We start from the raw sequence: 22,504 nt of genomic DNA, 5'->3' as shown, positions 1-22,504 counted from the left end.
CTTTTCCTCCGTATGAGAAAAATGTAGCAACACTACAACAACTAGCCGCCAAATGTTGAGATGTATTTCAAAAACCACGGATATAACTCAAATATTTTTAAATTTACCATTGTAGTGAAACTTGAATTAGTTTGCTCAACACATTTTAGAAATAAAATCAATAAATTGGCTAATTATATTTATTTTAAGCCTGAAAATTAATAACTATGGCACTTAAACAGTCATTTTCTCAAAAGATGGAGCAAAAGCTCTCACCACAGCAAATTCAGTTGATGAAATTGTTGCAGGTGCCGACTATGGAATTGGATCAACGAATTAAACAAGAATTGGAGGTGAATCCGGCCCTTGAAGAAGGGAAAGATGTAGAAGAGGACGAATTTGAGCAAGAAGAATATGAGGAAGAATCTGGCGAAGACGAAAGGGATTTCGACATTGATGAATATTTGACAGATGATGAACCAACCTATAAAACGAGTGTAAACAATAAAAGTAAAGACGACGAAGAAAAGTCTATGCCACTTTCTTCCGGAAAAACTTTTCAAGAATTGATGTTGAGTCAGTTGAATATGCAAATTCTCACCGAAGAAGAAGTGTTGATTGCAACTTATTTAATTGGTAGTTTGGATGATGCTGGATATTTGGAAAGAGATCTCGAATCAATAGTAGATGATTTGGCTTTTTCTCAAAACTTGCATACAACAGAAGCGGATTTAGAAGGCGTTTTGGAGCACGTGCAAGAATTAGATCCTCCAGGAGTTGGTGCAAGGGATTTGCAAGAATGCTTAATTCTTCAGATGGAGAGAAGACAAGATGGAGATATTACACGATACACAGCTTTGAAAATTTTAGAAGATTATTTTGAAGAGTTTACCAAAAAACACTACAAGAAAATCGTAGCTAAAATGGAAATTTCGGAGGAGGATTTAAAGGATGCTGTTCACGAAATAATTCGTTTAAATCCAAAACCAGGAGGATCGCTAAAAAGTTCTTCAAAATCTTTGCAACAAGTTGTTCCAGATTTCCAAATTATGGATGAAGACGGTAAACTTGTTTTGTCACTGAATGGAAGAAACGCTCCCGAGTTAAAAATCAACAAAGGTTATAAACAAATGTTGCAAAACTATTCAGACGGAGCGAAGTTGAAAAAAACAGATAAGGAGGCACTTACATTCGTGAAAAGTAAATTGGATTCTGCAAAGTGGTTTATAGATGCGATACAGCAACGTCAAAACACTTTGTTTTCTACCATGACGGCTATAATGAACTACCAAAAGGAATATTTTCTTACGGGTGATGATACAGAGCTGCGACCAATGATTTTAAAAGACATCGCAGAAATAGTTGATTTAGACATCTCAACAATTTCACGTGTGGCCAATTCAAAATATGTTCAAACGCAATACGGAACTTTTTCTTTGAAACATTTTTTCTCGGAATCACTTTCTACAGATTCTGGAGAAGAAGTTTCTACAAGAGAAGTAAAACAAATTTTATTAGAAGCAGTTGGCGATGAACACAAACGTAAACCCTTAACGGATGAGAAATTGGCTGGTTTGCTAAAAGAAAAAGGATATAACATAGCAAGGAGAACTGTAGCGAAATACCGCGAACAATTAAATATTCCTGTAGCCAGATTAAGAAAAGAACTTTAATGAAACAAATTTCAGCGTTACTTTCATGGGTTTTCTTGCCACTATTCACACCAATTTATGGTTTGTTAATTGTTTTGTTCTTGCCAGTTCAATCCAGTTCATTTGTAGCAAGTGAATCTTTATATTTGTTAGATCCTAATGTTAAATTTTTATTTATACTGCTCTTTCTGGTATTTATCGTAATGGCTCCAGGACTATCTTTAGTTGTGCTACGGCTCAATAAAACCATTTCTTCGTTGCATATGGAAAGCAAAGAAGAACGATTGACGCCAATCGCAATTATGACATTTTATTGCATAATATTGTATTTGTTTTTAATGTTTCAAGCAGAAAATGCGCTTATTCCGTCTATCATAAAAGCTATGGTTGTTGGTGGAGCTTTAAGTTCATTTCTGGCCTACTTTATTACTAAAAAGTCCAAAATAAGTTTACATGGTATGGGAATGGGGTCATTATTCGGCTTTGTTTATATGTTTTCTGTTCCACTTGAGCAAGCACCTATCAATATGCTCATCACCGTGTTAGTGGTTGGAGGTCTGGTGATGACAGCTCGTTTATTTCTAAAAGCACATACCTTAAAAGAAGTTGGTGCAGGATATTTGTTAGGATTTGCATCACAAGTTATTTGTATTTATTTTTACCCTTAAAATCTATTGAAAATATGAGAAAATTATTAAATATCACTGTTTTATTATCATCGGTTACCTTTCTAATGAGTTGTGGTTTGACAAATGGCGGAGGGCTGAAAAGCTTTAATCTTTTTACAATCGAAAATGACAAAGAATTGGGGAGAGAAGTTGCCGCAGAAATTGATGGGAATAATGCAGAATATCCTGTTTTAGATAGTGCTCAAAATCCTGCTCCATATCGTTACATTTATGATATGAGAAATAAAATTTTGAACTCCGGAAATGTTACGCATAAAGAAGATTTTGCTTGGAGAGTAAGAATAATTAAAGATGATAACACAAAGAATGCTTTTTGTACGCCAGGAGGCTATATTTATGTTTATACTGGATTGATAAAATACTTGGATTCTGAGGAACAATTGGCAGGAGTTTTAGCCCACGAAATTGGACATGCAGATTTACGCCACTCAACTCGTCAAATGACCAAATTATATGGTGTTCAAACTATGTTGAATATAATTGCAGGTGACCGAGCTTTAATTAAGGATTTGACTGCTAGTATCATTAGTTTGAAATTCTCGAGATCTCACGAAACTGAAGCTGATAAAGCATCTGTAACTTATTTGTGTCCTACTGATTATAACGCAGCTGGAGGAGCAAAGTTCTTCGAGAAAATTGAAGCTGAAGGAGGTTCTGCTACACCAGAATGGTTGAGTACTCATCCAAGTCCTGCAAATCGTGTGGAGTTTTTCTATGAAGAAGCATCACAACAGGGTTGTACTGGTAAAGAAACGTATCAGACACGTTATCAAGCGTTCGTTAGGTCTCTACCTTAGCCAGTATTGAGTTCTGATTTTAAAGAAAAAAAACAGCATGATTCTAACAACACAGAACGGTAAAAAAATTGATTTAACTAAAGGTATTGACTTGTCTATTCCTTTATCAAATGATGAAAATAATCCAACTGCTTGGTATGTAAAACCTCCTAGGTTTGAACCTGTAATGGAAGATGGTTGGATAGGTTCTGTAAAAGATGGTGGTGCTGTTAACTTCAGAAATATTTTCTTTAATCCTCATGGGCATGGAACTCATACTGAATGTTTAGGTCACATTACACCAGAAGTTTATTCTATTAATGAGCATTTGAATCAATATTTTTTTCAGGCTGTAATAATTAGTGTTAGACCAGAAAAAAGAGGTGATGATTCTGTAATCACTCTGGATCAACTAGAATCGCTGACAGCTTATTCTGAAATTGAAGCTTTAATTATTAGGACACTACCAAATACAATAGAAAAAAAATCTAAAAACTACTCTTCAACAAATCCTCCTTATATTGATATTGAATGCTTGAAACTCATGAATGATTTAAAAGTTAAGCATCTACTTATCGATTTACCGAGCGTTGACAAAGAGTCAGATGGGGGAGAATTGGCATTTCATCATGCGTTTTGGGAAGTTCCAAAAAATCCACGTTTCGATAGAACCATCACAGAAATGATTTTTGTTCCAGAAGTAGCAAAAGACGGAGAATACTTACTGAATTTACAAATCTCGGCCTTTGAAAATGACGCAGCACCGAGTAGACCAGTTCTTTATTCAATGGAATGATTTTAGAGGTTAAAAGCATGTTTAATTAAATCCTTACTTTTTATTGCTTATATTTAAATCTCAAAAGACCATTCTATGCGTTGTGTTTTAGTTTTATTTTTAATCTTTCCTATTTTTACTTTTAGCCAATTAACTTTTCCTGAAAACTTGGATTTTGAATTTATAAATCAAGATCAGTCACAAGTTTCATTAAACTCTCGCTTGGAATTGGGTTTAAATTTACCCCCAGAAATTCTCGATTCTATTCAGGTTTATATGGAAGGCGAACCAAATAATAGAGGTGGATTAAATCCTTTTATGAGCTGGGATATTAATGTAGAAGCACACTTTAAGCATGAAAAATCTCAATTTACAGCCATCGGATTTTGGTATACTGATATGCGAAGAAATCATGATCTAAATATTTGGGAACAATTAGAAACGAACAAACAGTTTAGGGTTCGATTCGCTCCAACGGAATTAGGAAACTGGCAAGTTTATATGACTGTTGAGGTTAATGGAAAGTCGGCATTCAAAACAGTGGTTCATAGTTTTAATGTTGTTTCTTCTGATAATAAAGGGTTTGTTTCTTTAAATGACTCAACGCAATATTTAGAACGTGATGGAGAAACGATTATTCCAACTGGAATAAACCTTCCATTTCCTTCCAATAAGAATAATTTAATGTATTCAACAGATGAAAATTTAGATCTAGCCGCTTGGGACGAATATCAGCATCAAGTACAAGATTATATTTTGCAAGGAGGAGAGTATTTTAGAATGTTTATGCATCCAAGTGTTTTGGATGTGGAGTTTGAAGAAGTAGGGTACTATCAAAATCGCCAAAATCTTTCATGGGAAATGGATCAATTACTTTCAATTTGTGAGGAAAATAATACGCTAATTAATTTTAATTTGATGTATCATTCTTATTTCATGAAATTGGGCGATTATTCTCAATTTCGCTATGATTATGCTGATTATTGGCCTGATCCCAAAGCGTGGCCTTACAAAGATCCTTTTGTTCCTTCAGGATATTCAGTAATGTTGGATAGTAAAACTCCTTCAGATATGTTTTTGCATGAAGAAGGTATGCGTTTTTTGAAGGAAAGAATCCGCTACATTATGGCCAGATGGGGATATTCTACTAGTATTGCTACAATTGAGTTATTATGTGAACCTTGGCACATGGATGAAAATCCTTATGCAAATGAACATCCTTACGATCAAGCGTCGGCGGCTGGAGATATTGCTAGGAAAGCAGTTTATGAATACCATAAACAAATGGGTAGCTATATCAAAGATTCAATTCAGTACAACAATCATTTATTAACTGCAGTAGGTCGTTTTCCAGTTGGTAAGACTGCTATTTATTCCCATTTTACCAATGAAGAAGATGGTTATGTAGATAGCACTTGGTATTTGGATGATGTAGATTTTATTACAATTTCTTATTATTCTACAAGTCCGGCAAAATTGATTCACTCCAAATCTAGTTCAAATAATATTTTTGGTGAAGAAGAAAATTCTATGGCTGCTATTATCGAAAGGTTACGTAAAACCTACAATAAGCCTGTTCTTTTTGGAGAATCTGACCATGGAGATGAAACGCACATGTGTTCAGATTACCAAGGCCATAAAATAGACGTGATGCGCTATGCTTACACCGGTGCAATAGGGCACTTTATTTGGGCCGCTTTTATTGACAATGGCGTAGATAAATCACACATTAATTTTAGAGATGAAAGTGTTTCCTGGCCTGATATTATTTCTGCGAAAGATTATTTCAATTCTGATTGGTTTTCGGAAATAGTAAATTCTAAAACTGCATTAGGTCGAGAGAAAATCAATTTTAACCCTATCGATAAAGATGTTGTTGAGCATCAATACATAATTGGGAAGGATAGTGATGTTGCTGCTGGATATGTTTACAATCGAACCTTTAATATTTTTACAGTCGATGTGGATGAAATAGAGAATTTGAGCGAAAATGGCTGCGGAAGAATCGATGAGAATTTCAAAACGCCAATTGAAATCTCTTGGCGTCCGAAAAGGATGAAGGTCGAAGGTTTAAAGGCGTTTACCAAGTATAGACTTTTGTTTTATGATTATACAAATCATTCATTAATTTCGGAAGCTAACTTGCGAACATCCATATTTGGAAATCTTAAATTAACACATCCAATTCTCACTCCTAAAAAGACCGGAACCCCTTTGTTGTGGTATAGAATAGAGCGTTATAATTAACGTAATAATAATGTTGAGTATCGTTCAAAAATTTGTAAATTTGATTTCTTGTATAACAGATTTATGACAAAGTATACCCTGAATTTAGAGGACGATTTTAATTTTGATTTAATAGGTTTATGTAGCCACCAAGGAGATTATAGAGTCTGTTGGTCTATAAATGAAAAAATTGGTTTACAACTTAAAAAATCAAGGGAGCCATTTATGGTTTCTGGAAAAAAAGGAGTGATCAATTCATCGCATTCCTTATATGAATGGGAAGATAAAAAAGAAAGCGTTTTTTACTATTTGATTCAAAACAAGAACAATGGTAATTTTTTAGTGCCAGAGAAATCACAAATTGATTTTTTCTTGGTTATGCAAGAAGCGGGAGTTGCAAATATTGACAACTTGTTAACTCAACTCAAGGAAATACCGAGTATTTTAACCGCAATAAGCTTTGATCCGTATGATTTGAAATCAGCGAGTAAGTTTATATTTTAAATTGAAGGAACTATAATATTTAATAAAGAAAATTATTAAAGAAATGAAAAGAACAAAAATTGTAGCCACTTTGGGACCAGCCTCATCATCTAAAAAGGTTTTGAGAGGTATGATGGAAGCGGGAATGAATGTTGCGAGAATCAATTTTTCTCATGGTGCATATGAAGACCACGAAAAAGTAATTAATATTATTCGCGAATTAAACGATGAAACCGGTTTAAACATTGCAATCTTAGCAGATTTACAAGGTCCGAAAATTCGTACACGTAAAATGGAGGACAACGGCGTTGAGTTGGTGCCTGGCGAAATTGTGGAAATTGTTACCGATAAGGATGTCGTAGGAACAAGCAAAAGATTTGCCATCAATTATACTCAACTCGCTGCTGATATCAAAGCAGGTGAATTTATTCGTTTGGATGATGGAAAGCTTGAGTTGGAAGTTGTTTCAACAGATGGAAAAGTTATTCAAGCGGTTGTAACTCATGGAGGTATTCTATCTTCAAATAAGGGTGTTAACCTACCAAATACCGTGATATCGCTTCCTTCTTTAACGGAGAAAGACTTGAAAGATTTAGAATTCGCAATGGATTTAAATGTTGATTGGATAGGATTATCATTTGTTCGTTCAGCAAGAGATATCATTGAAATTAAGCACATCATAAGTAAGCATCGCAATAAAGCTAAGGTTGTAGCTAAAATTGAAAAACCAGAAGCAATTCAAGATATTGATGCTATTATTCGTGAAACGGATGCAATTATGGTTGCTCGTGGGGATTTAGGTGTTGAAATTCCGATGGAAGATGTGCCATTGGTGCAGAAAATGTTAATTAAAAAATGTTATTTACATGCTAAACCTATCATTGTAGCTACACAAATGATGGAAAGTATGATTGAGGATTATACACCAACTCGAGCAGAGGTTAATGATGTAGCGAATGCGGTTTTGGATGGAACGGATGCAGTGATGCTTTCTGGAGAAACTTCAGTGGGGAAGCATCCAATTACGGTAATTCAAGCAATGGATAAGATTGTTCGAAAGGTAGAAGAGTCCGATTTGATTTATTACAAAGAAGAAATTCCGGAGAAAAATCAAGAACGATTTATTTCGGATTCCATTTGTTTTAATGCTACAAGATTAGGAAATAGAGTAGACGCTAAAGCTATTGTAACGATGTCATTCTCGGGTTATACAGCGTATAAAATTGCTTCTCAACGTCCAAAATCACAAATATTTGTCTTCACAAGTAACAAAGAAATTTTGACACAACTAAACCTCGTTTGGGGAGTCCGTGCAATTTTCTATGATAAGATGGTGAGTACAGACCATACAATTGCTGACATTAAATACATTTTAAAAGATAAAGGTTTATTGAAAACTGGTGAATTGGTAATTAATGTTGCCTCTATGCCAATTGAATCAAAAGGAAAGTCAAATATGTTGAGGTTGAGTTATGTTGAATAATTCGATTTCAATTGGAAGTAATAGAGTGAAAAACGCCCAGTAAAATTTTGCTGGGCGTTTTTAATGCTTTAAAAATCAAAAAAGGGAGAAAGAGATCCTGCGCAGCATCTTTTTCTCCCTTTTTTGATATATCCTTACGGTAATCCGTCATCCGACAAAGCGAAGCGACGAGAGATCTCTTTTGTCTAAGACATTCTGGTTTTCCTATGAAGCTAGGTAAATCGATAGTAATCGTCTATCTTTTTAATAGGTCCTTCACTTAATTAGTCTTCGGCAGAGAATATAGACAAGTGATTCTTTAGTTAATTATATATCTAATCGCAAAAGCACTGTTGATACCAAATCCTCTAGAATTAATGACGCCAACACTAGGCCCAGCTTCTAAGGAGAATCCGAGTGGAACACCTGTATTTGGTTCAATGTTGAAATCTAAACCGAATACTACATCTGCCGCTAAGAAAAAGCCACGATCGTAATATTTGTTGGTGTTCCAATAATATTTACTGCTCCAAGCACCCAAAGTTCCACCTGCTCCAATGTACCAGTCCAGTCCATTAGTCCAACCTGTTTCTCTTTGCCATTCATATAGTAACTGGGCTGCAAAATGATTGCTTCCTCCTCCAGCAGTTAAATCAAGCGCACTTCCTCCACCAATTGATGCTTTGTAGTTAATTCCAAAACCTCCAAAAGGTCCACCAGAAGTAATTGACTTCACACCTACCCCTGATCCGTAACTTTGACCATAAGAGAAAGTTGCAAGAGTTAGTATTGTTGTAAATAATAATAATTTTTTCATAGTATAATTGTATGTTATTTCTTGCTAAGATAGTGATGTCGCGATAATCAGAGCACAATTATTGGCTCATAATTCATAAAAATGATTAAAATTCATTGGATATTGAAAATATGTAGACTTCGCTAAGAATTTATATCTTTGTGTAAACAATATTAAATTCCAATGAAGGGTGTATTAATTTTAGATGACGAAGAAGAGATTCGTGAATTATTGGAATATAATCTAACTAAACACGGGTTTTCATGTTTCTTGGCAGAAAATGGAAAGGAAGGCTTGAAATTGCTAGAAGAAAACAATAATCAGATAGACATTATTTTATTGGATGTCATGATGCCTATTATGGATGGTATTGAAGTCTGTGAATTGATTAGAAAAGACCCAAAATATGATGGGATAATTATTTGTTTCTTGACTGCCAGAAATGAAGACTATAGTCAAGTTGCTGGATTAGATGCTGGTGCGGATGATTATATTGCTAAGCCTTTAAAACCAAAAGTGTTAATTAGTCGAATCAATGCATTATTAAGAAGAAATGTCGGGAGGTATAGAACGGATGATGACAGCGATAGAAACCTTATAATTGACAGAGAAAAATATACAGTCGCCCTAAAAGGAGAAAATATTCACCTCCCTAGAAAGGAATTCGAGTTACTGGCTCTTCTTATGTCCAAACCAGGAAATGTTTTTGAAAGAGAAGCTATTCTTTCCACTGTTTGGGGAGTAGATATTGTTGTTGGTGATAGAACAATTGATGTGCATATCAGGAAATTAAGAGAGAAAATAGGTTCCCATTACATCCAAACCGTAAAAGGAGTTGGATATAAATTTATAGACGAGTTGACGGTATAACGTGGGAAATCACGCAAAGAGTGTGAGTTACTGCTGAACTGTCATTTAACTCATATGAAACGCTGTTTGTACCAAGTGCTTAATTTTTCATTTTATTCTCAACTTTTAGTTTGATATTAAATAGAAGTCATTACTTTTGTGCCTGATTTTTACCGCCCATCACAGGGCTTTTTAATCGATTATAAGAATGAAAATAGAAACCATATACGTTATTGAAAACAATAAGTTTGGAAAAGCCATCTCTGAATGGGCTGAGGGAAAACGTATTCAAGTGGTTGCCACAACACATAAAAACGATAATTTAAGTGAAATTATTGATGGTGTGGTATTGTTTCACGAAAATCATAATTTCTCAAGGGATGATGAGGATACCCAAACTGATTTAAGCGATGGAAACAAAGCTGTTCACAAGGTTGATATCAATGGGACTTTGGCTGCCACAAACTCTAATTTCAATATGTGGTTGGACAGAAACAGGCCTAACTCAATCTTGATTTTAGGAGATGAAGAGGTGGCTAAAAATGCTAACCTTCCAAATTTCTTAGAAGGAATAGAAAACTAGTAACATTCATCGGTTTTTTCTATAACCTTTAATATCTTTCTTGGTTGTTCCTTGTACTTTATTTTAATTGAGTCCATTTTTTCAATGCACTCTATATGTTTGCTGTCATCATAACGCGATTCACTTATACATTCGCAATAGTCCGCCATTATAGCATCTAATTCTGGATCTTCACAACTGGAAAATAGTGTGAATGTTAGAAGAGATGCTGTTGAAAAAATTACAGTCCTAGATTTAAACTTCATTATTTTACGGCTTTTAGTGCGTTCAGTTTCATTTCTTTCACCATGCTCACCAATCCATTGGAACGAGTAGGAGACAAATGTTCTTGCAATCCAATTTCTTTAATGAATTGAAAGTCAGATCGTGCAACATCCGCTGGAGATTCGTTATTTACAACACGAATTAATAAAGCAATAATACCCTTTGTGATTATCGCATCTGAATCTGCAGAAAAGGTCATCTTGTTGTTCTTACAATCGGCATGCAGCCAAACTTGAGATTGACAACCTTTGATTAAACGATCTTTCGTTTTGTACTGCTCTTCAATTATAGGAAGTTCTTTACCTAGTTCGATAATGTATTCGTATTTGTCCATCCAATCATCATAAAGTGCAAATTCTTCAATGATTTCTTGCTCTTTTTCTGTAATGCTCATTTTTTCTTAGTTTGTTGTATGATATAAAATTGCCTTCGAATTAATTTTTCAACATAGGAATAATTCTGTTTAATGCTTTAATAAAAACATCTATTTCTCCTTTCGTATTGTAAAAAGCAAATGAAGCACGAATTGTTCCAGGGATACAGAATTGATTCATTATTGGTTGTGTACAATGATGACCAGTTCTAACTGCAATTCCCATTTTGTCAAGTAGCGTACCTACATCATAAGGGTGAAGCCCTTCGATTAAAAATGAAATTACGCTTGTTTTTACTTTTGCCTGACCATAAAACTTTATCCCTTCAATCTTTTCTAATTCTGAAGTTGCATATTCAAGTAATTCTTGTTCGTGTTTTACAACCTCTTTCATGTCAAGTGAATTCAAGAATTCAAATGCCGTACCTAATCCAATTCCTCCAGCAATATTTGGAGTTCCAGCTTCAAATTTATGAGGTAAAGAATTATAAGTTGTTTTCTCTAAAGTCACTTCCTTAATCATATCTCCTCCACCTTGATAAGGTGGCATAAGATTCAAGATTTCCTCTTTTCCATACAAAACTCCTATGCCTGTTGGTCCAAATAATTTATGTCCAGAAAAGGCATAGAAATCACAATCTAATTCTTGCACATTCACTTGAATATGCTGTATACTTTGTGCTCCATCGATTAGCACTTTGGCTCCAACTGCGTGTGCTTTCTTGATAATGTGTTCTACATCATTAACAGTCCCTAGTGCATTTGAAATATGTGTAACAGCAACTAGTTTTGTTTTGTTAGAAAGCAAAGAGTCATATGTGTCTAAAACCAAATCACCTTTTTCATCCATTGGAATGATGCGTAATTTACATCCTTTTCGCTCGCACAGCATTTGCCACGGGACAATGTTTGAGTGGTGTTCCATTGCAGAAATAATAATTTCATCTTCGGCTTTTAATAATTCTCCAAATGAAAATGCGACCAAATTTATTCCGTCTGTGGTTCCTTTGGTGAATAGAATTTCATGATTTTCTTTTGCTCCAAGATAATTTTGAATCATAGTACGAGCATTTTCGTAAGCTGTGGTTGCTTCCTGACTCAAGGTGTGAACACCACGATGAATATTTGCATTCTCCCGAGCGTAATAATCATTGATTCGTTGAATTACCGATAAAGGCTTCTGTGTTGTGGCACCATTGTCAAAATAAACCAACGGTTTTCCGTGGATTTTCTGCTCTAAAATTGGAAATTGTGAACGAATTGATTTTATGTTCATTGCTATAAATTTGAATACACACAAAGGTACAAAGCTATATTCAGAATAAACACCTTTGAGGATTATATTCTATTTATAGTTGATTTTATGTGACATTTGTTTTTCGGTTTTGGGCGTGCCCCAGTGAATTCTTTTGCCTTGATTGATATAGTTAACTTTCAAGTTTAAATTGTGGCTTCAATGTTTAACTGGGTCGGGTTATCCGTTATATCTTTAAAAATAATACCAGGTACTGAACCTTAATGGACATAGTAACTTCTGTATTCAAGGTACAGATTCCGATTGGTATTCAGTTTTTAAAGGATGTCACTTCTACCCCTCACGCGAAATAGAATTGAGTTGGAGATGATTCTCCTGTCTCTTATAGAATGTAGATTCAAAGTCATGCAAATAGAAGATCACAGATGCTGTATTTAAAAGCGATGAAGTCACTTTAACCTATTTTAAGAAAAGATTAGAAATGTTTAATTGCTGCTTTATTATAAATTTTTAATTTTACAAAAGATCTAATAGTATTTAACTAAAATTTAAAACATATATTATGAAAAGAGTATTTATTTATACGGCAGCAGCAATCGCAATGGCATTCTCAACTGTTTCTTGTGAAGAAAAAACAGTAGGTGAGGAAATGGAAGATGTTGGTGAAGAAATGAACGAAGCTGGTGAAGCGGCAGGAGAAAAAATTGAGGAAGAAACTGAAGAAGCTAAGGAAAACATCGAAGAATCTACAAATAATTAATTTTTGGTACTAAATTCCAATATCTCAAATATTTATATATTTGTTATATCTAATAATGGTTAACTAAAATTTATATTATGAAAAGAGTATTTGTATTCGCAACGGCTTTGGCTATGTCTTTGGCTTTTACTTCATGCGAAGATACTTCAGTTGAGGCTGAGTTGAATGAAGTTGGAGAAGAAATGAATGAGGCTGGTGCTGAGCTAAACGAAGCTGCAGAAGATGCAGGTGAGAAAATTGAGGAAGAAACTCAAGACGCTTTGAACGAGATTGAAAATTCTGCTGATGAAGCTAAAAAGAATATTCAAGAAAAGTCTGATAAATTGAAGTCTGACATCAAAGAAACTTCTGACAACGCAAACATGGAGTTAAAAGAAACTTCGAGAGAAATTAAAGCAACTACTAAAGAAAGTTTAGAAAAAGCGAATAATGCTAAGTTGAAAGGTGAAAGTGAATTGAACGAAAGGGAAATGAAAATAAAACGTCCTTAAGTTTTAATTTTTCGAATCTTTCGATTTTGAAAATAATTATAAAAGCTTGTCCGAGGACAAGCTTTTTTTTTGATAATATTTATCAATATAATAGTTTAGGACTAAATCATTAATTCTGATCTTCGTATTTCTTCTGGTATTTATCGTATAATTTTGTTTGAACATTTGACAAATCAATGAACTCACCATTGATCATTCCAAATATTAAGTTGTTCGTTCTCATGTCAAGTGGCGTTCCTTTATTTACAAAAAGTGTTGCGCTTTTTCCTTCCGCGATGCTTCCGATTATTTTGTCAACACCCATAATTTTAGCAGTGTTTAAAGTTATCGAGGAAATAGCCTGCTCTTCCGTTAATCCATATGACATAGCTGTACCGGCCAAGAATGGGATATTTCGTGTATTCATAGTTTCCATTCTACCCGAATTTTGAATGCAGAATAAAACTCCAGCATTTTGTAACATAGAAGGGAGGCGATATGGTAAATCCGTAGGGTCATCTTCATTGGAAGGAAGAGTATGACCTCCTTTTAAAATGATTGGAATCTCTTCTGATTTTAATTGATCTGCAACCATGTGAGCGTCATATCCTCCAACTATTACGGGATATTTTATTTTTAAATCGCGTTGAAAATCAATAATGTCTAATAAAGCTCTCATTTCATCGGCATGAATATACAACCGTTTCTCTCCTGTAAATATTTCACGCATAGCTTCGAATCGAGGGTCATACAATTCTTTTGAACTACTATAGGCTAAAGCAGCCTCAAAAAATGCTCTAATTTCTTTTAATCTTGAACTGTATTTGTCATTGGCTTTTTTTGGAGCTGGTTCAGCCCACCAACCACCGCCTACAACGGTAGAAGGCCAATTCATATGAATCCCGTCATCTTTTTTGATTGCTGCATCTTCCCAATTCCACCCATTCAAGTGCATAATTGAAGAAGTTCCTGAAACAATACCCCCTTGTGGCGTGGCTTGTGTATAAAATACACCATTTGTTCTAGCTGTTTCACTGATTTCGGATTCTGCATTGAAAGCGATAAGTGCTCTAACATGCGGATTGTATGTTCCTACCTCATTAAAATCTCGTGTTGCTCTAACGGCATCAATTTCTGTTAATCCCAATTTTGAATTAGGAGCAATAAAACCTGGGTAAATGTCGAGCCCTTTTAAATCGATGATTGTGTCCCAAGATGCTCTGTCCAAGTTGTAGGTCAAGGCATTGTCAACCAAAATAATTTTATCTCCTTGAATTCCAATTAATCCTTGGTTAATTACTTTTCCGTTTCCTACATGAACTGTTCCTTTCGAAAGTAGGATTTTCTGTTGCGCCATCGCAGAGAGTCCAATAAAATGAACAACTGCTAAGGTTAAAAATAATTTTATTGTCTTCATTTTTTTAATGTTTTGAATCTCCAATTGTGTCGCAATGCCAGTGTTTTTCCTTTTTCTTTTCGAAAGGCTTTTTTGCATCACCGTTTTGGTTAGAATTAAGCATTAAACTTATAATTCTTGCCTTTTCTTCTCTAATTCTATAATAATCATCTACGCTTTTCCATGAGTCGTAAAGTAGTTCTCCATCAACAAAAGTCTTAGATACTTGTGCATTAATGCTTAAAGGATTGTCTGTCCAAATTACGATGTCTGCATCTTTCCCTACTTTTATACTTCCCATCCTGTCATCAAGGTGCATCAGTTTTGCCGGATTTAGTGTGACCATTTTCCAAGCAGCTTCTTCACTCATTCCTCCGTATTTCACAGATTTAGCAGCTTCTTGATTCAAGCGTCTACCCATTTCTGCATCGTCCGAGTTAATGGCTACAACAACTCCTTGCTCTTGCATAATGTTAGCGTTGAATGGAATTGCGTCCTTTACTTCGTATTTGTATGCCCACCAATCTGAAAATGTACTACCTCCAGCTCCGTGTTTTGCCATTTTATCTGCTACTTTATATCCTTCTAGAATATGAGTGAAAGTATTTATTTTGAAGCCCATTGAATCTGCAACTTTCATTAACATGTTGATTTCACTTTGAACATAACTGTGACAGCTGATAAAACGTTCACCATTCTTGATTTCCCACACAGTTTCTAATTCTAGGTCAACAGCAGGTGCTGAAATATTATTTCGTTCAGCTTTTTTTGGAGACATTGCGTTATACTCATTCCATTTCTTTTTGTAAGCTTCGGCACGAATAAATGCATCATAAAATACCTGTTCTACTCCCATTCTGGTTTGTGGGAAACGAACTGTGTTATAGTCACCCCAATTACTTTGTTTCACATTTTCTCCTAAAGCAAACTTGATGAACTTCGGCATGTCTTTTACCAACATTTCATCAGGTGAATATCCCCATTTTAATTTTATCACAGCAGATTGACCACCGATTGGGTTGGCAGAGCCGTGTAATAGATGAGAAACCGTTACACCTCCTGAAAGTTGACGGTAAATATTAATGTCGTCATTTCTAACTACATCTGCTATGCTAACTTCTGCAGACACAGCTTGACCACTTTCATTTACACCCTTAGAAATTGCAATATGTGAATGTTCATCGATAATTCCAGAGGTAATGTGCATTCCCTTACAATCAATTTCTATTGCATCGGCTGGAATGCTGAAAGTTTCAGTTCCTACGTAATCAATTTTACCATCTTTTATAATAACTGAAGCTTCCTTTATTATACCTTCTTCTTCATTTGTCCATATAGTTGCGTTTCTCAAAACGTAAACCTCATTGGTTGGTAAAGAATCCATTCCGTATGCCATGTTCGGAAACCAAACGGATCCTACCGAACTTGTATCAATAGTAATCGTATTCTTTTGCAATTCTTTCTTATCAGTTTTAGGACTTGACAATTGAACTCCTGCCCATTTAATCCATGTTCCGTCTGGTAATTGACCTTGACCTAAAAAAGCATTAATGTTTTGACTGTAATTTCCATGGAGCGTAATCACTCCTTCGTATTTATCATCTTTTACTTCAAAATGAAAAGATGCATCTTTATAATCTACAGTTATTCCAACTTTTGCTTTTAAAGTGTCCAAAGAATTTTTCTTATAACTATATGCTGTTCCTGTTGGTTTTTCAGGTGTACCTTTAATATCAATAACGTATGAAGTTTCTGGTAAGCTAAATCTGTACTTCCCACGAATGTCTATATCGGATTTCTCTTTTATGAAATGTTGTTTTCCCAAAGACCAAGATTCTTCGAGGTTGGCGTTTTTCATTTCAAAAGGGTCTTTGTCAAAAACGGAGAAGCTTGCAATTTTCCCTTCATCTAAAGTTCCTAATTGATTGTCAACTTTAAAAATTTCAGATGGAATTGTCGTTAGGGCTGCTAGTAATTCTTGGCGAGAGAGTCCACGTTCCAAAACATTATGGAAATGTTTCCAAAAATCTTCAGATTTTTCATGACCTTTTGAAGAAATTGCAAATTTCACATTGTTTTGCTTTAAGATAAACGGATTTGATGGGGCTAATTCCCATTCTTTAAGATCACTTAATGGAATCTGACGAGAAATGTAAGGATCTCCAACTTCAAAAGCGTCAGGAAAGTTGATTGGTAAAATCATTGGTTGACTCCAATTTTTAAACTCTTTGATTTGCTCAAATTCATTTCCTGCTCCTACGATAATGAAGTCTAACTCAAATTCCTGTGCTATTTTGTAAGCTCTTAAAGCTTCAAGTTTATCATTCACATTGAAAATGAGTGGACCATCTAGTTGTTCGTTTAACGCACTTAAAGAAAGGTTTTCTGGTAATGTTTCTTGGTTGGTCTTGTAATATTGTGCATCATAAAGTACTTGACGCAATAAAGCAATCACACCCATTTGAGAAGAAGGATAAGTTTGTTTAGAAACTCCTTTTTCAAGAGAGAAAAAAGCTCCACCTTTTGCTTTTAAAATTGCATCTTTATTTGGAATATCACCCAAAGCAACAACAGCTCCGTTTCCACGAGCAATACCATCATCAACATGAGTTACCGCAACTGCAAATCCCATTTTTTGCAAGTCTTTAGAAGCTTTTGCATCTACTTTGAAATGTCCGAGGGCATCAACTTCTGGGTGAATAGACTCATTCCAATAATATGCTCCTTCTTTTTTACTATCGATTTGCGGACGTGGATTCCATTTTTCTCCTTCTGCTTTTGGCACTCCAATTGAAGAATAACTTTCTATAAATGAAGGAACAATTGTTTTTCCTTCCATGTCAATGATTATTGCTCCATCTGGGTAGCGCATTAGTTTACCAACAGAAGAAATTTTCCCGTCTTTAATGACCAAGGAGCCTTTGCTAATGATTTTTTCTGGACTTACAATGATTTTTGCATTGCGTAGCACATAAGTTGAAGCTTGTGATTCTTTAGCTCCATTATTAGGAGATGGAATTTGACCAAACGCAAAAGCGGATAGAAACCATAGAAGAGAGATACAAAATAATATACGCATGGCTAATCTAGTTATTTAAAAATCTCCGAAATTAATAATTTTAACGCTATCAAGGAATTATTTAGGATAACTGTTGGTTAATAGTTGATGGTCGGTACTTTGAAAAATACTTTCTTTCAATTGGTTTATTGCTGCTGGTTTTAATCTAGTGTAAATAATGAGTGTTAAGATCTTGTATTGAGGGTAATGGCTATGAGATATCAAAAAGTTGATGAAGATGGAAAGTCTTATTACTTTGTTAATCCAAGTAGGGCAGAAACTACAGTACAAATTCAACCTTGATTTTAACCTTGAAGCATTCACCTTAATTTTTCTTTTTTATGCTGACTAATCGGTCTAATTTGGTATTTTTGAGAAAAAATCAAAACAAATGAAAGGATTAATAGCAGCACACTCTGGGTTGAGATACATTGTATTGGCATTGTTGGTAATTGCAATTTTTAATGCAATCGCAAACTTGAAATCAGATAAGTATGAGAAGAAGGATAAAATGATTAATCTCTTTGCGATGATCTTTTTACATATCCAGTTGCTAATTGGGCTAGTGCTATATGCGATCAGCTCAAAAGTTCAGTTCTCTGGTGAAACGATGAGTGAGCCAATCTACAGGTTTTTTACTGTTGAACATATTTTGTTAATGGTAGTGGCAATAATATTTATAACCCTTGGAAGGAAAAAAGCAGAAAAGCAAATTGAGCCTGCTAGACGCCACAAAATGATTTTGAGATATTATGGTTTAGGGTTGATTATCATATTTATTGCAATTCCGTGGCCTTTTATCTATAACGTAGGTGCTGGATATTTCTAGCCAAAATACGTTAAAGAAAATCTAATTATTACAAATATATTCGTACAATTATTGAATGGAAGTAGGTAAATTAACAGAGAATTTAGAAGGGGAAAAGGCTGTTTTGGTAGGAGTAATCGTACAAAATCAGTCGGAAGAAGAGGCAATCGAACATATCGAAGAACTAGAGTTCTTAGCACTTACAGCGGGAGCAGTAACGCAAAAAAGGTTTCTTCAAAAGCTTCAAATGGTCAATTCAAAAACATTTTTAGGTACTGGTAAAATCGAGGAGATTCGACAGTATGTTGTTTCGAATGAAATTGATATGGTCATCTTTGATGATGAGCTCTCTCCAGCACAATTGCGTAATATAGAAAGATTGATGGAGGTTAAAATCCTTGACCGAAGTAATCTAATTCTTGATATTTTTGCATCAAGAGCGCAAACTTCTCACGCTAAGACCCAAGTAGAATTGGCCCAATACCAATATTTGTATCCTAGGTTAACAAACATGTGGACTCACCTCGATAAGCAAAAAGGGGGAATCGGAATGCGTGGACCAGGGGAGAGTCAAATTGAGACTGATCGTAGGATCATTAAGGACAGAATTACGCTTTTAAAGAAAAAATTAAAGGATATTGATAAGCAAAAAGCTGTTCAACGCGGAAATCGTGGACAACTTGTGCGTGCAGCATTGGTGGGGTATACCAACGTGGGTAAAAGCACAATAATGAATGCCATTAGTAAGTCTGAAGTATTTGCTGAAAATAAATTGTTTGCAACGCTTGACACTACAGTTAGAAAAGTAGTGATTGAAAATCTTCCATTTCTGTTAACAGACACTGTTGGTTTCATCAGAAAACTTCCACATCAATTGGTTGAATCATTCAAGTCGACATTGGATGAGGTGAGAGAAGCAGATCTTTTAATTCACGTTCTAGATATTTCTCATCCAAATTTCGAAGATCACTTTAAGGTGGTAAATGAAACTTTAGCAGAAATTGACAAAACGGAAAAGCCAACAATTGTTGTTTTCAATAAAATTGATGCCTACAAATATGTGAAGCAAGACGAAGATGATTTATCTCCGAAAACACAAGAAAACTATTCGTTAGAAGAGTTGAAAAAACAATGGATTGCTAAAATGAGTAACAGTAAATGTGTATTTATTTCAGCAGAAAACAAAACGAACTTCGATGAATTAAAGCACGTTATTTATGATGAAGTGAAAACGATTTTTCAAGTGAGATATCCTTATAGCAATTTCTTGTATTAAAATACAGTTTGGATAATTACGATCCGAAAGTTTTTGGGTCGTAATTATTTAAACCATCATAAACTATTAATCCTTTAAAAACGTCCTTAAAACTCCACCTTTTTCTTACCATCCACCAAAGGTGAAACCTCTGTGTCTCGAAATTTTTAATGGACTCCACATCGACAGCCTCCGTGCAACTCTCTAAAAACCTCCGTGTAAAAAAAAAAAAACTTGAGCGAGGCGAACACGATAACCAATAATTCGCAATTATCTATTTCGTAATTCGTAATTATTTAAACCATCACAAACTGATGATCCTTCAGCAACGCCCTCAACGCAGGATCTGGCCCTAAAAACTGCTCTCCAAACTTATCCATTTCCTCTTTGGTTTCTATAGATAAATTCTCTTGAATTTCCTCAATATAACTTTGTCCAATTACAAATGGGGTCATTGTAGGAATGATTTGTCCGTCTTGAAACTGACCTACAATATGGTATTCGTCATTTATTTTAATGTTTTCATCAGTAAATAAACAAGCTGATTTCCAATCGTCTCTCCAGTTTTTATCCCAACGGTTTTGACGTTTTTCCATGAACGCAGAACCACCCATCATTTTCATAATGTAGGCCTTAGACTCTTTGCTCATTTTTTTACTTTGCTTTTCGGCGCATGGTATACAAATAGCTACTTCAAACAAAGTTACATCTTCCCCTTCGTCAACTCTTTTGTATGCCTTTTCGATGGTGTATGGAGTATGACTATCGGTTAAATCTCTCTCACAAACTTTGCAAGCTACAAATGGTTTATCGTCGCTGTCAGAATTAAAATCGTTTGGTATATCTAAATTCATTTCGGTGTAGTAAATTGGGTTGGTGAAAAAATTAATTGTTTTCTTGAATTGCTTTTAGGTAGGTTTTCAGACTTTGCTCATCTTTCTTATCCAAGATAAGTAATCGGTTCTCTGATTCTACCACGATGTGATTGTCTAGTCCTTGAATGATGGCCAATTTATGATTTGGTAAATTAATCAAACAATTTGAAGATTTGAAAACATGTGTATTGTCTCCTTTCACGCTATTTCCGTTAACATCTTTGTCTAAATGATCTGACAAGCTTCCCCATGTGCCAAGGTCACTCCAGTCAAAATCTGCGAGAATAACATCTACATTTTTAGCATTTTCCATTACTGCAAAGTCGATAGAAATATCTTCACATTTTCTGAATGCTTCGTTTACATATTCGTATTCACCAGGAGTGTTGTAGATTTCGAAATTGTCACAAAACAATTCGTGTAAATCTGGTTTGAATTTTCTCAATGCCTTTAAAATTGTTCTGGCTTTCCAAACAAAAATCCCTGAATTCCAATAGTAGTCACCACTTTTCAAGAATATTTCGGCCATTTCTCTGTTTGGTTTTTCCGTAAAGTGTTTCACTTTTGAAATTTGCCCAGCTATAATATCGCCATCTTGATGAAATTGGATATATCCGTAACCCGTATCAGGTCGAGTAGGTTTTATTCCTAGGGTTAGAATTCTATCTTCTTTGTCTGCACGAATCAAAGCCGTATTGATAATTCGCTCAAACTTGTCTTCCTTTAAAATAAGATGATCAGAAGGAGCAACGACAAGGTTAGCATCCTTATTTAATGCATAAATTTTTGCAGCTGCATAGGTAATGCAAGGTGCAGTATTCTTGCGTTCAGGTTCTGTTAAGATTTGATTTGACTTAAGTGAAGGCAATTGTGTTTTTACTAAATTCACATAGCTTTCGTTTGTCAATATATATATGTTATTCTCAGGAACTACATTTTTAAGTCTTTCGAAAGTTAATTGAATCAATGTTTTTCCAATTCCAAGCACGTCTAAAAATTGCTTAGGACACTCTTCAATTGACATAGGCCAAAATCTACTTCCGACTCCACCGGCCATAATTACTGCGTAATTATTTTCTCTCATTCTTCATTTTTTAATGGCTCAACTTCCGCCAATCGATTGACGAGATATTTTTTGCCAGTGTTCACTTCCGTGCAAAGATACTTTCTTCTGCGTAATATTCCACGTTGAAAGGTCATTTTACCCAAACGAAAGTACATATTGTTACCTATATTTTCAAGGAGTTCAGTAGAATCGTCTAAGGCATTAAATTCTCTAAGTGCTCGCATCAGATGAATGTCTGTACAACTCGAAGCTTTTAAATTATTCAAACTATTCAAAAGTGCTTTTTCAATAGTGAGGGGTAACTCTTTTTGTTCTAATACGGGAATTAATAACCTTTTAAACTCGCTTTTCCATTCAAGACCATGAGGTAAAACTTGTCCACCGTATTTCACATAGGTGGTCATGTGTGCAAATTCATGAACAGTTGTGATTAAAAAAGCGTAAGGATTCAAGTCGCCATTAATTGAAATCCTATGGGGTTCTCCCTTAAAAGGTGGACGATAATCTCCAGCTTTGGTTTTTCTTGGTTTACTAATTCTAAAAGCGAGATTTTCTGAAAACATAAGTGAAACAATATAAGGTATATAGCACTCTGGAATGTACCGTTTTAATGCTTTTGAAATATTTTCTCTTTTTGAATTCACAAGACAAAAG

General features: G+C 34.8%; 21 protein-coding genes. 13 read left to right on the top strand and 8 right to left on the bottom strand.

Going from position 1 to position 22,504, the window contains the following annotated elements:
• Positions 1-206 precede the first annotated feature (206 nt).
• The 7 genes from rpoN (at position 207) to pyk (ending at position 8,063) form a co-directional block, all read left to right on the top strand.
• Positions 207-1,652, top strand: a complete 1,446-nt coding sequence (gene rpoN / locus C6368_RS00255) for an RNA polymerase factor sigma-54 (protein WP_107037168.1) — start codon at positions 207-209, stop codon at positions 1,650-1,652.
• A complete protein-coding gene (locus tag C6368_RS00250; protein ID WP_107037167.1) occupies positions 1,652-2,299 on the top strand; it encodes a hypothetical protein in 648 nt (215 codons plus the stop codon). Before rpoN ends, C6368_RS00250 begins: the two co-directional genes overlap by 1 nt.
• A gap of 14 nt (positions 2,300-2,313) precedes the next feature.
• Positions 2,314-3,117, top strand: coding sequence for a M48 family metalloprotease (locus C6368_RS00245; RefSeq protein WP_107037439.1), 804 nt, complete (start codon positions 2,314-2,316; stop codon positions 3,115-3,117).
• A 37-nt stretch (positions 3,118-3,154) separates the two neighbouring features.
• Positions 3,155-3,892 (top strand): cyclase family protein, encoded by a 738-nt coding sequence (locus C6368_RS00240; RefSeq protein ID WP_107037166.1) that lies wholly within the window; start codon positions 3,155-3,157, stop codon positions 3,890-3,892.
• A gap of 75 nt (positions 3,893-3,967) precedes the next feature.
• Positions 3,968-6,118, top strand: coding sequence for a DUF5060 domain-containing protein (locus tag C6368_RS00235; protein ID WP_107037165.1), 2,151 nt, complete (start codon positions 3,968-3,970; stop codon positions 6,116-6,118).
• Between the two features lie 63 nt (positions 6,119-6,181).
• On the top strand, positions 6,182-6,601 hold the full coding sequence (locus tag C6368_RS00230; protein WP_107037164.1) for an IPExxxVDY family protein: 420 nt from the start codon (positions 6,182-6,184) through the stop codon (positions 6,599-6,601).
• A 43-nt stretch (positions 6,602-6,644) separates the two neighbouring features.
• Positions 6,645-8,063, top strand: coding sequence for a pyruvate kinase (pyk, locus tag C6368_RS00225; RefSeq protein ID WP_107037163.1), 1,419 nt, complete (start codon positions 6,645-6,647; stop codon positions 8,061-8,063).
• Between the two features lie 298 nt (positions 8,064-8,361).
• Here the strand turns inward: pyk and C6368_RS00220 are convergent, their stop codons facing one another.
• A complete protein-coding gene (locus C6368_RS00220) occupies positions 8,362-8,859 on the bottom strand; it encodes a hypothetical protein (protein WP_107037162.1) in 498 nt (165 codons plus the stop codon).
• 162 nt (positions 8,860-9,021) lie between these two features.
• Between C6368_RS00220 and C6368_RS00215 the strand changes: the two genes are divergently transcribed.
• Positions 9,022-9,708 (top strand): response regulator transcription factor, encoded by a 687-nt coding sequence (locus C6368_RS00215; RefSeq protein WP_107037161.1) that lies wholly within the window; start codon positions 9,022-9,024, stop codon positions 9,706-9,708.
• Between the two features lie 187 nt (positions 9,709-9,895).
• Complete coding sequence (locus tag C6368_RS00210) at positions 9,896-10,270, top strand: hypothetical protein (protein WP_107037160.1); 375 nt, start codon at positions 9,896-9,898, stop codon at positions 10,268-10,270.
• A gap of 244 nt (positions 10,271-10,514) precedes the next feature.
• Here C6368_RS00210 and C6368_RS00200 read toward each other — a convergent pair whose 3' ends face one another.
• Both C6368_RS00200 and C6368_RS00195 read right to left on the bottom strand, forming a co-directional pair.
• Positions 10,515-10,928 carry a SufE family protein gene (locus C6368_RS00200; RefSeq protein ID WP_107037158.1) on the bottom strand — a complete coding sequence of 138 codons (414 nt, stop codon included), beginning with the start codon at positions 10,926-10,928 and terminating at the stop codon, positions 10,515-10,517.
• A gap of 40 nt (positions 10,929-10,968) precedes the next feature.
• On the bottom strand, positions 10,969-12,183 hold the full coding sequence (locus C6368_RS00195) for an aminotransferase class V-fold PLP-dependent enzyme (RefSeq protein ID WP_107037157.1): 1,215 nt from the start codon (positions 12,181-12,183) through the stop codon (positions 10,969-10,971).
• 541 nt (positions 12,184-12,724) lie between these two features.
• Here C6368_RS00195 and C6368_RS00190 point away from each other — a divergent pair.
• Positions 12,725-12,922 carry a hypothetical protein gene (locus C6368_RS00190; RefSeq protein WP_107037156.1) on the top strand — a complete coding sequence of 66 codons (198 nt, stop codon included), beginning with the start codon at positions 12,725-12,727 and terminating at the stop codon, positions 12,920-12,922.
• 77 nt (positions 12,923-12,999) lie between these two features.
• Positions 13,000-13,413 carry a hypothetical protein gene (locus C6368_RS00185; protein WP_107037155.1) on the top strand — a complete coding sequence of 138 codons (414 nt, stop codon included), beginning with the start codon at positions 13,000-13,002 and terminating at the stop codon, positions 13,411-13,413.
• A 109-nt stretch (positions 13,414-13,522) separates the two neighbouring features.
• Here the strand turns inward: C6368_RS00185 and C6368_RS00180 are convergent, their stop codons facing one another.
• Together C6368_RS00180 and C6368_RS00175 are read right to left on the bottom strand one after the other, a co-directional pair.
• Entirely contained in the window at positions 13,523-14,809 is a 1,287-nt protein-coding gene (locus tag C6368_RS00180) for an amidohydrolase family protein (RefSeq protein ID WP_159038331.1), read from the bottom strand.
• Positions 14,810-14,813: 4 nt separating this feature from the next.
• Positions 14,814-17,867 carry an amidohydrolase family protein gene (locus C6368_RS00175; RefSeq protein WP_107037153.1) on the bottom strand — a complete coding sequence of 1,018 codons (3,054 nt, stop codon included), beginning with the start codon at positions 17,865-17,867 and terminating at the stop codon, positions 14,814-14,816.
• Positions 17,868-18,237: 370 nt separating this feature from the next.
• Between C6368_RS00175 and C6368_RS00170 the strand changes: the two genes are divergently transcribed.
• Positions 18,238-18,675, top strand: coding sequence for a cytochrome B (locus C6368_RS00170; RefSeq protein WP_107037152.1), 438 nt, complete (start codon positions 18,238-18,240; stop codon positions 18,673-18,675).
• Positions 18,676-18,730: 55 nt separating this feature from the next.
• A complete protein-coding gene (gene hflX, locus C6368_RS00165) occupies positions 18,731-19,930 on the top strand; it encodes a GTPase HflX (RefSeq protein ID WP_107037151.1) in 1,200 nt (399 codons plus the stop codon).
• A gap of 275 nt (positions 19,931-20,205) precedes the next feature.
• Here the strand turns inward: hflX and C6368_RS00160 are convergent, their stop codons facing one another.
• The 3 genes from C6368_RS00160 to C6368_RS00150 are packed head-to-tail and all read right to left on the bottom strand — an operon-like array spanning position 20,206 to position 22,494.
• On the bottom strand, positions 20,206-20,763 hold the full coding sequence (locus tag C6368_RS00160; protein ID WP_107037150.1) for a hypothetical protein: 558 nt from the start codon (positions 20,761-20,763) through the stop codon (positions 20,206-20,208).
• Between the two features lie 31 nt (positions 20,764-20,794).
• Positions 20,795-21,868 carry a mannose-1-phosphate guanylyltransferase gene (locus C6368_RS00155; protein WP_107037149.1) on the bottom strand — a complete coding sequence of 358 codons (1,074 nt, stop codon included), beginning with the start codon at positions 21,866-21,868 and terminating at the stop codon, positions 20,795-20,797.
• A complete protein-coding gene (locus C6368_RS00150; protein WP_107037148.1) occupies positions 21,865-22,494 on the bottom strand; it encodes a SprT family zinc-dependent metalloprotease in 630 nt (209 codons plus the stop codon). Before C6368_RS00150 ends, C6368_RS00155 begins: the two co-directional genes overlap by 4 nt.
• Positions 22,495-22,504 lie beyond the last annotated feature (10 nt).

It is taken from the genome of Brumimicrobium mesophilum, assembly GCF_003025005.1.
In the GTDB taxonomy this organism is placed as follows: Bacteria; Bacteroidota; Bacteroidia; order Flavobacteriales_D; family Crocinitomicaceae; genus Brumimicrobium; species Brumimicrobium mesophilum.
Note: the sequence above shows the minus strand (reverse complement) of the source record. Positions and strands in the feature narration are given on the sequence as shown.

Coding starts and splice junctions, on each gene's coding strand:
- pyk (WP_107037163.1), top strand. CDS start 6,645: ATGAAAAGAACAAAAATTGTAGCCACTTTGGGACCAGCCTCATCATCT.
- C6368_RS00245 (WP_107037439.1), top strand. CDS start 2,314: ATGAGAAAATTATTAAATATCACTGTTTTATTATCATCGGTTACCTTT.
- rpoN (WP_107037168.1), top strand. CDS start 207: ATGGCACTTAAACAGTCATTTTCTCAAAAGATGGAGCAAAAGCTCTCA.
- C6368_RS00240 (WP_107037166.1), top strand. CDS start 3,155: ATGATTCTAACAACACAGAACGGTAAAAAAATTGATTTAACTAAAGGT.
- C6368_RS00170 (WP_107037152.1), top strand. CDS start 18,238: ATGAAAGGATTAATAGCAGCACACTCTGGGTTGAGATACATTGTATTG.
- C6368_RS00235 (WP_107037165.1), top strand. CDS start 3,968: ATGCGTTGTGTTTTAGTTTTATTTTTAATCTTTCCTATTTTTACTTTT.
- C6368_RS00160 (WP_107037150.1), bottom strand. CDS start 20,763: ATGAATTTAGATATACCAAACGATTTTAATTCTGACAGCGACGATAAA.
- C6368_RS00175 (WP_107037153.1), bottom strand. CDS start 17,867: ATGCGTATATTATTTTGTATCTCTCTTCTATGGTTTCTATCCGCTTTT.
- C6368_RS00200 (WP_107037158.1), bottom strand. CDS start 10,928: ATGAGCATTACAGAAAAAGAGCAAGAAATCATTGAAGAATTTGCACTT.
- C6368_RS00195 (WP_107037157.1), bottom strand. CDS start 12,183: ATGAACATAAAATCAATTCGTTCACAATTTCCAATTTTAGAGCAGAAA.
- C6368_RS00155 (WP_107037149.1), bottom strand. CDS start 21,868: ATGAGAGAAAATAATTACGCAGTAATTATGGCCGGTGGAGTCGGAAGT.
- C6368_RS00230 (WP_107037164.1), top strand. CDS start 6,182: ATGACAAAGTATACCCTGAATTTAGAGGACGATTTTAATTTTGATTTA.
- C6368_RS00210 (WP_107037160.1), top strand. CDS start 9,896: ATGAAAATAGAAACCATATACGTTATTGAAAACAATAAGTTTGGAAAA.
- C6368_RS00215 (WP_107037161.1), top strand. CDS start 9,022: ATGAAGGGTGTATTAATTTTAGATGACGAAGAAGAGATTCGTGAATTA.
- C6368_RS00185 (WP_107037155.1), top strand. CDS start 13,000: ATGAAAAGAGTATTTGTATTCGCAACGGCTTTGGCTATGTCTTTGGCT.
- C6368_RS00250 (WP_107037167.1), top strand. CDS start 1,652: ATGAAACAAATTTCAGCGTTACTTTCATGGGTTTTCTTGCCACTATTC.
- C6368_RS00220 (WP_107037162.1), bottom strand. CDS start 8,859: ATGAAAAAATTATTATTATTTACAACAATACTAACTCTTGCAACTTTC.
- C6368_RS00190 (WP_107037156.1), top strand. CDS start 12,725: ATGAAAAGAGTATTTATTTATACGGCAGCAGCAATCGCAATGGCATTC.
- hflX (WP_107037151.1), top strand. CDS start 18,731: ATGGAAGTAGGTAAATTAACAGAGAATTTAGAAGGGGAAAAGGCTGTT.
- C6368_RS00180 (WP_159038331.1), bottom strand. CDS start 14,809: ATGAAGACAATAAAATTATTTTTAACCTTAGCAGTTGTTCATTTTATT.